Source organism: Planctomycetia bacterium, from assembly GCA_021413845.1.
Taxonomy (GTDB): Bacteria; Planctomycetota; Planctomycetia; order Pirellulales; family PNKZ01; genus PNKZ01.
In genome coordinates this window covers 103,039-118,912 of record JAIOPP010000094.1, presented here as the reverse complement: position 1 = coordinate 118,912, position 15,874 = coordinate 103,039, and the positions used below count along the sequence as shown (strand labels likewise).

Annotated in this window: 10 protein-coding genes and 1 pseudogene; 3 read left to right on the top strand and 8 right to left on the bottom strand. The window is 60.2% G+C overall.

Annotated features, from left to right (window positions below; genetic code table 11):
- Nucleotides 1-162 precede the first annotated feature (162 nt).
- Nucleotides 163-1,680: an AAA family ATPase gene (locus K8U03_17370; GenBank protein ID MCE9606662.1), complete on the top strand. Its 1,518-nt coding sequence runs from the start codon at nt 163-165 to the stop codon at nt 1,678-1,680.
- A 92-nt stretch (nt 1,681-1,772) separates the two neighbouring features.
- Here K8U03_17370 and dcd read toward each other — a convergent pair whose 3' ends face one another.
- Both dcd and nth read right to left on the bottom strand, forming a co-directional pair.
- Nucleotides 1,773-2,351 (bottom strand): dCTP deaminase, encoded by a 579-nt coding sequence (dcd, locus tag K8U03_17365; GenBank protein ID MCE9606661.1) that lies wholly within the window; start codon nt 2,349-2,351, stop codon nt 1,773-1,775.
- Nucleotides 2,348-3,124, bottom strand: coding sequence for an endonuclease III (nth, locus tag K8U03_17360; GenBank protein MCE9606660.1), 777 nt, complete (start codon nt 3,122-3,124; stop codon nt 2,348-2,350). Before nth ends, dcd begins: the two co-directional genes overlap by 4 nt.
- A gap of 255 nt (nt 3,125-3,379) precedes the next feature.
- Here nth and K8U03_17355 point away from each other — a divergent pair, with 255 nt between their 5' ends.
- Nucleotides 3,380-3,793, top strand: coding sequence for a DUF309 domain-containing protein (locus K8U03_17355; GenBank protein MCE9606659.1), 414 nt, complete (start codon nt 3,380-3,382; stop codon nt 3,791-3,793).
- 32 nt (nt 3,794-3,825) lie between these two features.
- Nucleotides 3,826-4,536 carry an LON peptidase substrate-binding domain-containing protein gene (locus tag K8U03_17350; protein MCE9606658.1) on the top strand — a complete coding sequence of 237 codons (711 nt, stop codon included), beginning with the start codon at nt 3,826-3,828 and terminating at the stop codon, nt 4,534-4,536.
- Nucleotides 4,537-4,577: 41 nt separating this feature from the next.
- Here the strand turns inward: K8U03_17350 and K8U03_17345 are convergent, their stop codons facing one another.
- From K8U03_17345 to K8U03_17320, 6 genes and pseudogenes are all read right to left on the bottom strand, one after another.
- Entirely contained in the window at nt 4,578-5,033 is a 456-nt protein-coding gene (locus tag K8U03_17345) for a flagellar protein FliS (GenBank protein MCE9606657.1), read from the bottom strand.
- Nucleotides 5,034-5,073: 40 nt separating this feature from the next.
- Entirely contained in the window at nt 5,074-7,731 is a 2,658-nt protein-coding gene (gene fliD / locus K8U03_17340; protein ID MCE9606656.1) for a flagellar filament capping protein FliD, read from the bottom strand.
- 2,733 nt (nt 7,732-10,464) lie between these two features.
- A pseudogene (locus K8U03_17335) lies at nt 10,465-10,838 on the bottom strand (flagellin).
- A gap of 687 nt (nt 10,839-11,525) precedes the next feature.
- Entirely contained in the window at nt 11,526-11,753 is a 228-nt protein-coding gene (gene csrA / locus K8U03_17330; protein ID MCE9606655.1) for a carbon storage regulator CsrA, read from the bottom strand.
- Between the two features lie 143 nt (nt 11,754-11,896).
- Entirely contained in the window at nt 11,897-12,337 is a 441-nt protein-coding gene (gene fliW / locus K8U03_17325) for a flagellar assembly protein FliW (protein MCE9606654.1), read from the bottom strand.
- 182 nt (nt 12,338-12,519) lie between these two features.
- On the bottom strand, nt 12,520-15,849 hold the full coding sequence (locus tag K8U03_17320) for a hypothetical protein (protein MCE9606653.1): 3,330 nt from the start codon (nt 15,847-15,849) through the stop codon (nt 12,520-12,522).
- Nucleotides 15,850-15,874: the final 25 nt, after the last annotated feature.

Genomic DNA, 15,874 nt, shown 5'->3' with positions numbered 1-15,874 from the left:
ACCCGATATCGCGAATTTGACCGCTTCGCCCGGCGACGTACGTTTTCTGCGTGAACTGACATTTCCGAGGGTCTAAACCCGAACGGGGAGGTCGCGCCACATCGAACGCGCATGCCTCGACGCATGCCGCGCCGAGTTCCTGCTTCCGGTCCATGACTTCCTATGCCAGTAACGCAACCATCTTCGGGCGGAAATGCTTCGGCGGGAGGCGCAACTCCTGCGCCTACGACCGACGTCCGACTCGATGAATTGCTCGGCCGCATCAAGGCCCTGGCGGCCAAGACGAACGGTTCGGCCACAGCATCTCCCGCCGCGGTCGACACGGCTGCGAAGCAGACCGGCCCGACCGCCGGCGCAACGCCTGCTTCAACCGGAGCGAAGTCTGCCGACGCCGCAACCGTGCCCTCGACGGAAGAGGTTGATCTGTTCGTTCCGCGCGAGCCCGAGACGTTTCGCGAGGCAATGCTGAACGAAGCCGAAGCGGAGAATATCGCGCTTAAGTATTTGCTGTCGTGCGGATCGGCCTCGGGACGGCAGGTCGCAGACCAGATGAAGCTCTCGTTCAAGATGGTCGACGAGATGCTTTTCCAATTGAAGTCCGATCAACTCGTCATCTATCGAAACTCCGCGGTCGCCGGCGACTATCAATACCAACTCACGGACATGGGCCGTGAGAAGGCCAAGAGACTAACCGAACATTGCACCTATTACGGTTCGGCTCCGGTGAGCCTGCGCGATTATGTCGCCAGCGTCGGGCTGCAATCGTTGACGAAGCGACAACCTTCCTGCGAAGACTTGAGCCGCGCGTTCTCCGACTTGAAGGTGAACGACAAGATGCTCCGACGGCTCGGGCCGGCGATCAACTCCGGGCGCGGGCTGTTCCTCTTCGGCGCTCCGGGTAACGGCAAGACGAGCATCGCCGAACGCATCACGCGCGCCTTCGGCGACACGATCTGGATTCCGCGCTCGATCAGTATCGACGGCGAAATCATCCGACTCTTCGACCCGAGCAACCATCAATCGGCGCCACTCGATCGAGGCGACGGATTGATCAACAACATCAACGTCGATCGTCGCTGGATCCGCATTCAACGCCCGACGATCATCGCCGGCGGTGAGCTGACGATGGACTCGTTGGAAGTGACGCTCAACCGCTCGACCGGCATCAGCGAAGCCCCGCTGCAACTTAAGAGCAACTGCGGCACGCTCGTCATCGACGACTTCGGCCGGCAACGGATGAGCACCGACGAGTTGTTGAATCGCTGGATCGTGCCGCTGGAAAAGCGCTACGACTTCTTGAATTTGCCGAACGGCAAGAAGATTCAGGTTCCCTTCGATCAGCTCATCATCTTCTCGACGAATCTCGAACCGAAACAACTCGTCGACGACGCGTTCTTGCGACGTATCCCTTACAAGATCGAAGTACAAGATCCGACGGAGCAAGAGTTCCGCGACCTGATGGCGCTCATGGCCGAGAAGCTCGGCTTCGAGTACGTCGAGTCGGCGGTCGACTATCTCGTCGAGAAGCACTACAAACGTGTCAAGCGACCGTTCCGCTGCTGCCAACCGCGCGATCTGCTGCTGCAGATCAAGAACCTGTGCCTCTTCGAGCGGACGCCGACCGTGATGTCGCCGGCGACGTTCGACTTCGCAGTGGAAAACTACTTCGCGGTGATGTAGTTCGTCGCGGCGGTGTTGGGTGGCTCGCGAAACCGCAAGCGGCACTAGGATGCGTCTCGGTCACGATTTCTATCTGACCACCGACCACTGCATCAAGCGTGCGAGCGCTCGATGCCGAAATCGAGCTTGAGTTGCGGGTCTTCTTCGCACTCCGGGTTCAGCTCTTTGAAGAGCAAGCTCGGTTGAATGTCGTGGTTGTTCTGATACTTGTCGCTGACGTAGTTCGCATACTCGCCGACGATCTGGTGGTAGAAGATCTGGCAGATCGGCACGCCGGGATAGATCCGCACCGGTTGCACGGCGAACATTTCCAACGTCCAAAAGCCGCGAAAACCGACGTCGCCGAAGCCCGCGGTGACATGCACGAACAACCCGAGCCGGCCGATCGACGAGCGCCCTTCGATCATCGGCACCAAGTCGTACGTCTCCGTCCGCTCGATCGTGCGCCCCAAGTACAACTGATGCGGGCTCAGCACCAAGCCCTCGGCGGGAATCGTTAGCCGGCGCACACGATTGGCCTTGCGCATATCGAGCACGACCTCCTCGTAGGTCATCAGTTCGTCGTGCAACGTCATGTTGTAGCTGTTGGGGTTCAGATTCCGTTCATCGTACGGCTCGATGACGATCTTCGTTCCCAGTTGCTTACGAATCTCAAGACCTGAAAGGATCATCGGAATCTTCCTGGTGACTGTTCGGCGTTACGGACCGACGCTCGCGCTTCGGCGGCTCGCTTCGACTGCGGACTCCTCTGCTTTACCGACTGCTTCGGCTTGCTCTTCGACACCTTCAATACCGGCTTAGCGACCCCGATCTTCGGGCAAATCTCGGCCAGCACGCATGCTTCGCAACGAGGCTTACGCGATTGGCAGACAAGGCGTCCGTGCCAGATCAACCGGTGGCTGAAATCAATCCATTCTTCCGGCGGCAACTTCTGCATCAGGTCTTTCTCGATCTTCACGGCATCGGTTTGCTTCGTGAGCCCGAGGCGATGCGTGAGACGGGTGACGTGCGTATCGACGACGACTCCGGAAGGAATTCCGAAGGCCGTTCCCAGCACGACATTGGCGGTCTTGCGCCCGACGCCGGCGAGAACGACCAGCGCCGCCAAGTCTTGCGGCACCTCGCCGCCGTAGCGCTCGACCAATTCGCAACAGCAGGCTTTGATGTTCTTCGCTTTGTTGCGAAAGAAGCCGGTCGTGCGCACGGCCTGTTCGAGATCTGCGAGGGGAGCGTCGGCGAAGTCTTGCGCCGTGCGATAGCGGCGAAACAGATCACGCGTCACGATATTCACCCGCACATCGGTGCATTGGGCGGAGAGGATCGTCGCCACGAGCAGTTGCAGCGGGCTATGGAAATTCAAAGCGCAATGCGCTTCGGGATACAATGCCGCCAGGCTCGAGGCTACAGCCATCGCTTTCTGTTTGGCGGCGGCAGTGACGGCCATCCAAGATCCTGTGCGGTAGAAGGAGTGCAGGGTCGTGGTCGGTTGCGGAACGCCGTCATTCTCCGTGAAGGGGGAAGGCTGTCAAGAATTGCGATTCATGGCGCAGGATCGCGACGGACGTGTTTGACCATGTCGCCGTAACGTGTTAGGTTCGATTCGAGGACGATCGTGGAACCCCTTTTTCTCCCGATCGCAAGTCGGCCGCCGCAAGACTCGGCCGAGCATGCCAAATCACGGGACGTCGGGACCGCATCTATGGATGGCGCAGAATACAACCCGCTCTATCTACAAGGGATCGAGCTGTTCAACGCCTGCGATTTCTTCGAAAGCCACGAAGCCTGGGAAGAAATCTGGCAGGAAGAGTTCGGAGCGTCGCGCAAGTTCTATCAGGGCTTGATTCAAGCAGCCGTGGCGTTGCATCACTTCGGCAACGGTAACATCCGCGGCGCTAAGAAGGTTTTTTACGGAAGTTGCGGGTATCTCGAACCGTATCGCCCAACTTACCTGGGGCTCGATGTCGATAAATTCGTTACTCAGTTGAAGACTTGCTTCGCTCCCATCGTGGCGAGCACCGAAGAGTTTCCGAAAGTCGAGATCGATCCCGAGCTGATTCCCGAGATTCATCTCGATCCGCCGCCAGTCGTAGCCGAAACGGAAGAAGCCTCTTAGACCGACGATCGTATCCGAGGCGACGAGCCACCATGTCCGACGACGCCATGTCGTTTCACGCCGAAACCTTCGCCGGAAAGGTGAGGCTGTTTCCGTTGCCGAACTTGGTGATGTTCCCGCACGTCTTGCAACCGTTGCACATCTTCGAGCCCCGCTATCGGGCCTTGCTCGAAGAAGCCCTCGAAGACGACCGGCTCATTGCGATGGCGGTTTTATCTCCCGGGTGGGAGAAGCATTACGAAGGCCGACCGAAGCTCCGACAGACGGCATGCCTCGGCCGGGTGCTTACGCATCAGCGCGTCGAGGGCGATCGATACAACATCCTGCTGGCCGGCTTGCGGCGCGTGCGGATCGTTCGCGAGCTGCCCCCGGAGAAGATGTTTCGCGAAGCCGACGTGGAACTGCTCGACGACGCTTATCCGGCCGAGTTCGCCTCGGAACGCCCCGCGGCTCAGCATCGGCTGCTCGAGCAATTTCGCCGCTTGCTGCCGAACATGCCCGAGGTGCATCAGCAACTCGAAGAACTGCTCTGTACGGACGTCTCGCTCGGGATGCTGACCGATTTGATTTCCTACACGATGCAACTCCCGATCGAAACGAAAGAGCTGCTGCTGCGAGAAGCGAACGTCGATCGACGCTGCGAGATGCTCTTGAAGCTGATGGCGGAACAGCCGACCGGCAAAGGAAAAGCCGGGGGGTCTAGCCGCGGCTTGCGTTGGCCGCCGGATTTCAGCGCCAATTGATTTCAGCGCGATCAACGAAGCGTGACCGAACGCTTTCGCGACTAGGCCTCGAACGAGAAGCCGCTGGAGACGGCACTCGAATCGAAAGCAAGATGGGGCGCCGGCGCGCTGCTCGGCTTTTTAGCGGCGGCGTTTTCTACCGCCATGCGCCAGGTTTCGTGTTCGACCGCCAGCACGCGAATGGCCCCTTGCAGCGCTCCGAGATCGTCTTTCAGATGCGCATCGGAGAGCGATCGCAAGATGAAGCCGTAAATGGCTTGGCACTTGTCCACCAGCTCCGGCGCCAAATCGCGGCGCATGGCACACAGAATCTCGGCGATGATCGCTTCGGCATGAGCGAGATCCGCGCTGGCTTGAATGGGAGAGTTCTTCAACAGAGACTCTTCCGCACGCCGGGCGTCGCGCAACGCCGCGTCGACGAGCATCCAGTGCAGCTTTTGCGGCGACGCCGTTTGAACCTGGTTTTCGAAATAGGTGTTGCCGGCGGTGTGCGACATAGCTGCTTAAGGTCGAAAGGGAAATATCGAAATCGAGACGTTACGAGCTGGAACTCGAAGAACTGGAGTTGCTGGAGCTACTGGAACTCGTGAGACTCGCCAAGGAGTTTTGTTGCGACTTCAACGTCGCCAGAGTCTTTTCCAACAAGAGAAACTGATTCGCTAAGCGAGTTCGTTTGCTCTCGATGAGCACGTTCAAATCGTCGATCCGCGACTGGAGCGAGGTTTGCTGCGCATCGAGTGCATCGATCTTATGGAACAGAATTCCGTTCGCTGCGTCGACGTAGCTCTTGATCGACTTGCCGACGGCGGCGGCTACACCGGTATCCGTCGAGCCGAAAAAGTCTTTCACGCCGTCAGGGTCGGATGCCAGCTTGGCACGCAACACGGATTCGTCGAACGTGAGCTGCCCCCCGGTAAGCTTGAGGCCGATTTGCGTCAAATTGTTGATGGAGCCGCCGCCGTAGCGCCGGCCCGCGAGATCTTGCAGCATCGAACGCAAGCCGACGGCGACCTGATCTCCTTGGAGCAAGCCGGCCGTGGTCGTCTCCGAATCGAAGCTGGTCTGGTCTTTAAGATTGCTCGAGATCGAGTTGTAGCCGGTCACGAAGTTGTTGATCGCGGCCACGAGCGAGTCGCCGTTCTCCGTAACGTTGACCGTAACGTTCGAGGCCGAAGCGGCCGTGATGTCGATCGACACCCCGGCGACGACCGAGGTAAACGTGTTCGACGACGACGAAAACACGACCGGCGAAGAACCGTTGCCGCTCAATTGCAACACGGCGTCGAGCCCGCTTTGCGACTGCGTGAGGTTGAGCCCCGTCGTTCCGGAGTCGATGACGACCCGTCCGGCCGCTCCCCCCTGCTTCGTACCGACGAGGAGTTTGTAACCTTCGGATCCCCCCGTATTGAAGACGGAGGCTGAGATCGGCGCGCTTCCCGCACCGATCTTTTGCACGACGTCGTTGAGGGTGTCGTCGGCATCGATCGTGATCTTGTCGACGAACGCGCCGTCGATCGTGGGGGTCCCGGTTCCGCGCAGATGCAAGTCGGCCGCGGTCTTGCCGCCCAGCAAATCGGTAACGCTCAGCGATCCGCTGCCGACGGAATTGTCGGTCAAGAGGATTCCGTCGCCGGTTGCGTTCAACGACGCCGTCACATCCGCGGCCCCGGCATTGATGCCGAGGATCACGTCGCCGATCGTCTTATACGAGGTTCCCGAGATATTGAGGACCGTCGAAGTGCCGGACTTGTCCGTGATCTTAAACTGGCCGGCGGAAATTCCCGCGCCGCCGTTAAGACCGGACAGCGCCGTGTTGTCGTTGATGTAGGCGGCATGGAGATCGCCGGTCTTTATACTCGCCAGTGCGACGTCGCCCGCGATATGTAGATCGGTCGCGGAGGTTCCCCCTCCGACATCGGCGATGATTAGGTTGGATGCCGACAAGCCGGTCGTGTCGGAGATCGTGAGGCCGTGCCCTTGGGTATTGATCGCGGCTTTGATTCCTAGGCCTGCGCCGTTGATCGCCGTAACGACTTCGCTCAGGCTCTGGGCCGTCGAGAGAGCGACGGTCGCCGTCGCTCCGCTACGATCGGTGAGCTGAATCGAGCCGGGAGTCGCAACCCCCTGGCCGCCGTTGAGATTCTTGACGAGCACGGAGCCGAGACCGGCGAGCGTGCGGGTTCCCGTAAGCACGCCGCCGGCTTGTTCCGTGCCGAGGATTCCGAGATCGCGCGCGGCCTTGCTGCCGTTTCGTTCGCTTACCGACAGCGTACCCCCACCGCCGGTGTTGTCCGTCAGCACGAGCTTGTCGCCGTCGGCGCTGATCGCAGCGGTCACTTTGCCGGAGTTTTCGCTGTCGCCGTTGATCGCGGTCAGCACATCTTGAATGGTCTTGGTCGTCGAAATGTTGACGTCGACGGTCGTGCCGTCTTTCAACGCGATGCGAAAATCATCTTGGCTGCCGCTACGTCGAACCCCGAGCCCGTCGTTGAGCGTCGAAAGCTTCGTATCGGGCCCGAGCTTGACGATGTCGCTGCCGATTTTTTGCGAAGCATTGAACGAACCGGCGATTCCGAGATCGGTCGCGGTCTTGCCGCCGCCGATTTCTTGGATCGTGAGGTTCGCCGTCGTTTGGCCCGATTGGTCGGTGATGACCAAGGAATCGCCTTGCAATGAAGCGGTGACGGCGGCCACGCCGTTTTCGTTGATCGCCCGCACGACGTCGCCGATCGATTGCGTGGCGCTCAGATCGACGACCGCGGCGATTCCGCTCCGATCGATAATGCGGATCTTTCCGCGTGCGACTCCCGCCCCGCCGTTGAGCGCATCGAGGGAGACGTCCGTATCGACGAAGCCGCCGCGCTTGACCGAGATCGTCCCGGCGCCGACCGCAGCGGTCGTGGCGTCGCTGTAACCGGCCGAAGTGAACCGCTGGCTCTGAGCAAGCCTCACGGGCCGAAAGCTATATGAGCCGACGACCGCCGCCGAGGTCGCGGTGGCTTGGAGCGCCGCCGAGTTGGAGCTCGACGCGACGCGCGAATTCAGCACGCTCGCCTTGCCGAACTGAGCTACCGACAACGAGAGCGAAACCAGGCTCGCCGAGATTCCGGTATAAGCGGCCTGCTGACTTTTGCGGTTCGTAAGATCGCTGGTCAGCAACGTCACCGGCTGCTTCTCGACCGCGATCACACGCATACGAACCGGCCGTGCAATGCTAGCACGCCGTTAGTCTGCGGCGACTCTTCCTTACTTATCGACGGTTCGGACCTACGGGAACAAAAAAACGGCAGGCGAGGAACGAATCCCTCGCCTGCCGCAGTATAAAACGTCGGGTTACGACGAGGCTTAACGTCCGAGCAGCGACAACACGCTTTGCGGAGCTTGGTTCGACAGAGCCAGCACATTAGTACCGGCTTGAACCAAAATCTGCGACCGCGTGAGAGCGGCGGTTTCTTGAGCGAAGTCCGCATCGCGGATGCTGCTCTGAGCCGACGTCACTTGTTCGAGCGACGTTTGCAAGCTGCGGATGTTGCTGTCGATCGCGTTCTTCTGCACCGCACCGAGCTTACCGCGGAGCGTAGCGACTTGGCTGATCGCTTGTTCGACGAGCGAAGCGGCGTCGGACAGATCGGCCTTGTCGAGCGAATCGGTTCCGCCGGTTCGCAAGGACGACAGGCCCTTGTTCCCCGTCGTCGTGTAATCCCGTCCGAGCGTCTCTAGGTCGAGCGAAGTGATGTTGATATTCACTTGGTTCGCGTAGTTGACGGAAGGGCCGATTTGGAACAAGGCACCACCGGTCACATCGAAGCTGTTCGACACGTTCGGGTTCGCACCGGCGACGGTCGCCGTGTAGGTTCCCGAGTTGTTGAACGCGGTCACGTCGGCGGCTTGCGTCGCAGCCGAAGCGATGATGCTCACGGCCCCGCTGCTGCCGGCGGTCGTCGAACTCAACACGATGTCTCCGGTCGCTCCCGTCGTCGTGGCGGTTACACCCGAAGTCGTGCTGCTCTTGTTGATGAGGTCGACCAAGACGCGGCTGTCGCCCTTGAGGGCGGCAGCGTTGACGCCGGTGATCGAGGTCGTAACTTGCGAACCGTTGACGACGCCGGTCAGCGTGAAGCTGATGGTGTCGGTTCCGGTGCCGGTCAAGTTGCCCAAACCACCCGAGCCGGTCGCGGCAAACTTCAACGTCGTCGTCGCGGTGACCGACGGGGTGAGCGTCGGATCGACTTGAGCGTCGAGGCTGATCGAGCTGTCGGTATAGCTGATCTTTTCGCCGATCGCGGTGAAGGAACCGGTCGAAGCCGAGGTCGAGATCGTACCCGCGGCGTCCTTCCCGGCGACGACGGTACGCGATGCCGCATTGTTGAGCAGCGAGATATCGGACGAGTTCGACGCAGCCAAGGCGTTGATCGTCACGACACCGGCACTACCGAACTTGGAAGCACTCAGTTTCACGTCGGCACCGAAACCGGAGCCGGTCGCGGTGAGCCCGGTTTGCGTGCTCACGCTGTTGATCGCGTTCTTCAAGGCCGTCGAATCGTTGATGACGGCATCGTTGTTGAACGTGATCACCGCACGACCGAGGTCGCCGATGAGTTCGAGCGTCGTCGTGTTCGACGTGCCGTCTTGACCGGTGACCGTCGACTTGGTGCCGGCGTTGTTGAGCAACGTTTGATCGGCACCCGAGGCCGCAACCGAAAGGCCGGCGGTCGAAGTGCTGCCGATCCCTTGCGACGTGAGCACCAAGTTACCGGTGTTGCTGACCGTCGCCACGACGCCCGTGCTATCGGTACGGGTGTTGATCAAGTCGGCGAAGGCGGTGATGCCCGCATTGCCGGTGAAGTTGTTGTTGATGATCACGTCGTTACCGGTGAGGCCACCGGCGGAGAGAGCGGCGGTCGAAACCGTCGCGCTGCCCTTGTTGCCGGTGATCGTGAACACGGTGGTCTTCGTGCTCAACGCACCGTTGCTACCGGCGGCGCTGGCCGTCGAACCGCTGATCGCGGCGTTGAATTCCGCGACGTCGGTGTTCGTGCCGGCCGTGTTGGTACCGGTCGAGACACCGGTGCTGAAGATCGTTTGATCGCCCGCAACCGCAGTACCGCCGACGTTGGAGATCGCGATCGCCGTGTTACCGACGGCGCTGTTGGTTAAGCTGATGTCGGCACCCGCACCGCCGGCCGTAGAGGCAGTCACGCCGGTCGAACCGGTCCATGCGTTGATCGCCGTCTGCAAGGCAGTGCTATTGGCCTTCAAAGCGGCGGCCGAGACCGAAATCGAGTGAGTACCGAGGTTACCCGTGATATCGAAGGTAATCGTTTCGGCGGCGGCGGCGGCGATGGCCGTGAAGCCCGAGCCCTCGATCGAAGCGGTCGAGATCGTACCGGCGTAGCTTCCGGCGGTGGCATTCAAAGTGGCAATCGTCGAAGTCGTACCGACACGACTCGTCGTCAAGGTGAGATCGCCACCGGCACCGGAGCCCGACGCGATGACACCCGTTTGGGACGCGACGGCGTTGATCGCCGTGGTCAAGACCGACGTGTCGGCCTTAGCGTCAGCGACGTTGACCGAGATGGATTGCGTGCCGAGGTTGCCCGTGACGTCGAACGTAATGGTGTTCGCACTGGTGCCGTTCAAATCGGCAAAGCCGGTCGCCCCACCTTCGATCACGCGGCTGAACTTCGTCGAACCGGTCGACAGCGAGTTCAAGCTGCTCGTCGCGGTCGAGAGATCGAAGTCGTTCGTGACGACCGTGGTCGTCGTGCGGGTCGAGGTGCCGACCGAGAGGTCGAGCAAGCTGCCTGCGGCGCCGGTGTTGAAGTCGGTGCCCTTGAAGCTGACCGATTTCTTCGTGGCTTCTTGCGTGACGTTCAAGGCAACGTCGTTCGCGGCGCTCGCGGTGTGGAGCGATGGATCGAACGAGTTGATCGTGATGTCGGTCGGGCTGTTGAACGAGCCCAAGCTACCCGAGACCGAGAAGCTCTTCGAGCCGTTGAGCAGTTTCTGCCCGGCGAAGACCGTGGTCTGCGAGATACGAGTGATCGCGTCGAGAGCGTTATCGACTTGAACTTGATTCGCCGCGATTTCGGCTGCGGAGACCGCACCCTTATTCGCCGACGATTGCACGAGCGTACGGACGTCGGAGAGCAGCGAGCTCACTTCGCCCAACGCAGCATCTTACCGCTGTTGATTCGTAAGCCCGTGGAGAGACGCGTCAACGCCGTCCCCAACGAGTCGTTCGCACGCTGCAAACTGTGCTGCGCTGTGAGCGAACTGAGATTCGTGTTAATGCGCGTCATGCCGGACACCCCTAAAATAAAAGAGACTCGGTTTTTTTACTTCAAGCCGATCCGGATGCGGGGAGAGCGCCCATTCGACTTGCTATTTTTGTCGCGTCCTCGACCTCTCAAGGCCGCGACTCACACTTCTGTATCATCGCTTGTCCGCGGGGAGCGATTTTCGCGGCCTGTTGCCGCCGAAACGCTGCCGGGACTTGCATGTCACTGATACCATAGGTCGTGATTTAGCACGGAGTAATTTTCTTTTTCTGCTCGATCTGGCCTAAGCGATACAGCCGGAATAATCGTGAACGCTTAGGAGCCGTCGAGGAACGAACCGCGGTGCATGCGCACGCTAAACAGCAGTAAACCCACGGCAATTTGCATTTTGCCGGCACGCATCCGAGGCCGACGAGAGAGGAGCCGAACCCGCTTCGCACAGTAGCGTGCTTGGTTAAATACTCGTGAACCGCCAAGACGAGTCGGATCGGCTGCCGAGTAGCAACTCGATCGCTAACTACTGGATCGGTCGCCCGCAAGCCACGGCCACGCGGCTCGTGAGAGTGCGACAAGCAAAGACATGTCGCCGAGCCGAAGAATAACTACATCGACCTGCGCGATGATCAAAGTAGCGCGCAGCCAAAGACGAGAACAGGCAAAACGCTTGCGCGTCCCTCTTCATTCACGATCGGTAACGCCGAGGCGGCGCTATTTTACGTCGGTTCGACCGACGTTGCGGGCATCCTTGGGCTCAAGACGACTGGCGCGAAGGTTTTCGCGTTGGATCGCCTCGTAGACCTCTTGCCGATGCACGGTGATCTCGGTCGGCGCGTTGATACCAAGCCGTACCTTATCTCCACGTATATCGACGATCGTGATAACGATGTTATCACCGATGATGATGCTCTCGTCGCGTTGTCTCGAAAGCACAAGCATCGTCGGCTCCTTCCTGGGACATCAACCCATTAAACTTTACGGCTTCGTCGAGCGGCAGAACTTGCCGGCGACGCAAGCGTAGCTCACAGGTCGTGTTCGGCAGAACAATCGTCTTTAGTTAAGGGGGGAGAAAGAATGAGCGATTATGCACTCTTCTTCAAAAGCGACGGCGCTGCGGGCAGTAGGTATTGCAACGGATGATCGTCGTTCGCCACGACCTGGCGACCATGGCGCGTGCGCACATTGATCACGATCGGTGCCTTCAAGTTCAACGTCAAGCTTCCGTCATGCCGCGAGACCGTCACCAACACCTGCGACTCTTCCATGTTGACCAGATCGATCGAGGCCATTTCGCTGCGAAACGTCCGAAATCGGTAGTCGGGTACGAATCGACGCGGGCTCACGACCGCCAAGGCGGTCTCCGAGCGCGTCGTGCATTGCAACCAGCCGAGCGCCTCGTTCGAAGCATCGGCCAAGAGAATCCATTGCCGGCAATCTTCCAGTCCGACGAAGCCGGTCCGAAACGTCAGAATATCTTCCGGTTCCACCGTCAGAGTGCCGAATCGGGTCGTGCGAATTTGCATCATCTCGAGATCCTCCACAACGACGGCGAATGACGGGCGAAATCGAAGCGCCGTACCTCGCTACCTTGTCTTGTTTCGGCCGGCTGCGAACTCTTTCGATAGGAATACCGGTGCGATTGGTCGAGTCATTACAACCACTTCGCAGGCCGACTCGATCGCACCCGACTACTTAAGCGAAAGGCCTAAAGAAAATCCAATAATGTCGACTTGGTCATCGCCGCCGAGACCCGCAACGAAGCTTCGTACGCCGCTTGTCGCGTCGCCATTTCCGAAATCGCGCCGACGACGTCGACTTCGATTTCCGTCGAGACCGCGCTCTTCAGCGAGATGCTCTCGAGCGAAACGCGGCTCTGCAGAGCATCGATCGCTTTCATCCGCGCTCCGAGATCGGCACGCGAATACCCAAGTTTATCGGCCGAAGCATCCAGCACGCCGATCGCACTCTGCAACTGATCGAGGTTGCCGCTTTGGATCGCAGCGCGCAATTGCATCAGCGACGTAAACACGCCGTCGACCTGTTGCAAGTTGCTATCGATGCCCGTGAGAACGTCCGCGGTTCCCCCCGCCAGAATCGCATCGGCGGGCAAGGTTCCCAGCGTGCCGGAGCCGTTGTTGGTCACGCCTCCGTCCGTCGGGGCAAGCGAAGCGCGGAAGCGTGGGTCGCCGGCCAACAGATCGACGATGTCTTGCGCCGTCGTCGTCGCGGGGTCGACGTCGAGCGTGAGGACGCGCGTCGAGGCGTTGTAGCTCGCGGAATTGTTGCCGCTCACGCCGTCGTCCGCAAACCGCACAGTTACGCCGTTGAGCGACGCCCCGCTTTGGGCCGACGAAATAATCAGATTGTTGTTCGAGCCGGCCGACGCGATCGCGATCGATGCCGGAGTGCCGACCACCGCCGAGCTGTTCGTCGTGTCGCTATTGGGGATCAGCCCGAGATCTTGCGCGGCGGAGCTGGTGCCGAGCCGGGTGATCGAAAAGGTCGCTGATCCCAACGGCCCGTCGTTTAAGAGCGAGATCCCATTGCCGAAGTCGGCCAATTTTGCCACGACCGGCGCACTGCTCGCCCGATTGGCGGCGTTGTTGTTGATCAGATCGAGCACGTCGCCGATCGTGCGTGCCACGTCTTTCCCACCGTCGAACGCCACGACGCCCGTAGCGGCAAGGTTCCCGCTCCCGTCGTTCGTATTGTCGCTCGATTTGTCGAGACGGACGGCGAACTGGGCGCTCAAAGTCGCGTTTTGCGACAGCAAGTCGCTCGCTTGTTGGGCCGTGAAGCCGGCCGCGAGATCGACATCGTACCGCAACGTGTTCCCGACGAGTGAGACGGTGTTGCCGCCGCCCGTGCCGCTGTCGACGATCTGGACGCTGAATTGATTTCCGCTCAGACCCGGCGCCACGCGACTAAACAGCAACGCACTATTCGCACCGACTCCTGCGACCCGCCCCGCGGCCGCATTTCCGTTCGTCAGGTTGACGTTGTAGGTCGTGCCATCGCGGCTGGAGATCGCGAAGTCGTCTCCGACCGTGGCGACATCGACCCCTTTGCCGTTGTTCAAGGAGTTGAGCGCCGTCGAAGTGGTCGAGGTACGAACGCCGAGTTGCGTCGCCAGGGTGCCGCCGTTCTCACCGATCGAGAACTTCGAGCCGCTCAGACGCGAACGGATATCGATTCCGGTTCCGGTCGCATTCAACGAAGCCAAGACTTGCGCGCCGGAACCGTTGACGGCGTTCAGCACATCTTCGACGGTCGTCGCATTGCTCAGATCGATCGTGAAGGTTTGCCCGCCGTTCACGATCTGCAAGCCGTGCTGTAAGTCGAGATTCTCACCGGAGCCGCCGCTCATCGTCGCCACGGCCGTGGTATCGCTATAGGAGTCGAGCAACGTTCCCTTGCCGTTTCCTGCTTCGCTCGGATCGGATTTCGCGCTGAACGTTCCCTCGGCGTTGATTGCAGCGGCGGCTTGATTCGCCGTCGTTTTGCCCGCTTGGATATGCACGACCAAAGTCGAGGCATCGCTTGCCGTCGCGTAGGTGTTTCCCGCGCCGCCGGTGTCGGCCGCGGTCAACACATACGAACCGCTGCCGTAGGAAGTGGTCGTCGCCGTGAAGGGGCCGCCGCCGGTGTTAATCGCCGACAACGCCGCCCCGACCGTCGTTCCCGTTTCCACCGAGATCACATAAGTCTTCGCGTTCGCATCGTAAGTCGTTTGCGTGCCGAGACCATCGATCGCACGAACCTGCACCGACGCGGCAACGCCGTTGTATGCGGTTCCGGCCGTCACTGCCGTCAGTTGAATTCCGTTATCGACCCCCGGCCGGCCGGGGAACTTGAGCACCGCGGAAGCGTTCGTCGGCGTCGTCAGATACTGCGCGAACTCGTTACCGGAGGTGATTCCCGGATCGGCCTGGAACCAATTGTCGTCGACGTATTTGACCTTCACGCCGTTGAAGTCGGCACCCGACCGATTGGCTTCGATGAGCAGATCGTTGTTCGCGCCGGTCGCCGTCACATACCCTTGGGCGCGAGTGCCCAAGATATCGCGAACCGGCGTAACGAGAGAAAGGCGCGGGCTCAAATCAGCCCCGACGAACGGACCTGCCCCCGTCCCCAGCGTGCGTTTGATCCCTAACGAAACCGCGGTCGTACCGCCGCCGACTTCATCGATGGTCAGGTTGCCGCCGCTCAACGTAATTTGCAACCCTTCGTTCGTGACGCGTGCCGTCAGGGTTCGGCCGGGAGGAGGATTCGATTCGAGCAAGCGAGCCACGTCTCCCAACGTCGCCGCGCCGGCGATGTTGACGACGCTGGTCTTCGTGCCGTCGGAAACTTTGATGCTTCCGGTTCTCACTCCGGCGCCGCCATTGAGATCGACGAGCCGCGTATCTCGCGTGACCACGGGGTTTAGATCGGCGATGCCGAGCACGGCTTGCGAAAACGCCCCGAAAGCTTGATTTCCCGTCACGTTCGTGGAAAAAAGCTGATTGATGTCGGAGAGGGCCGACAAGCTATTATCGTTGCCGACGTACGCGATGCCGTTCGTGGTTCGCTGAAAGGGCGCCGATAATGCCTGAGAACCTGCGAATAAATAACGATCGCGAAACGTCTGGTTGGCCGTAACCAATAGCCGGCTGACCGCTTGATCGACCTCGGCGAGCGCGGCTTGTCGTTCCTGCGAGCTGACGTTATTGCCCGTTACCGACAGAGCCGTGGCACGCAACTCGCTCAACATATCGGCAACGCTGCCGAGCGCATCGTCCGACGCGCTCAGATACGATTGATTCGTGCTCAGGCTCGACGAAACCGTGTCTTTGCGCTCCAACAAGCTTTGCAGCGTGATCGCGCGGGCAGCGGCTTGCGCATCGTCGCTCGGCGCCAACACCCGACGACCGCTCGCCAACTGCTGCTGAACCGTGAACAGGTTCGCCTGATTCGTCTGGATCTGCGCTAAGATCTGCGCAGAGATGTACGCGTTACTGAGTCGCGAGGTGGGTGTGGAACTGATGGCACACATGGCTTGATCTAACTAGTGCGTAGCG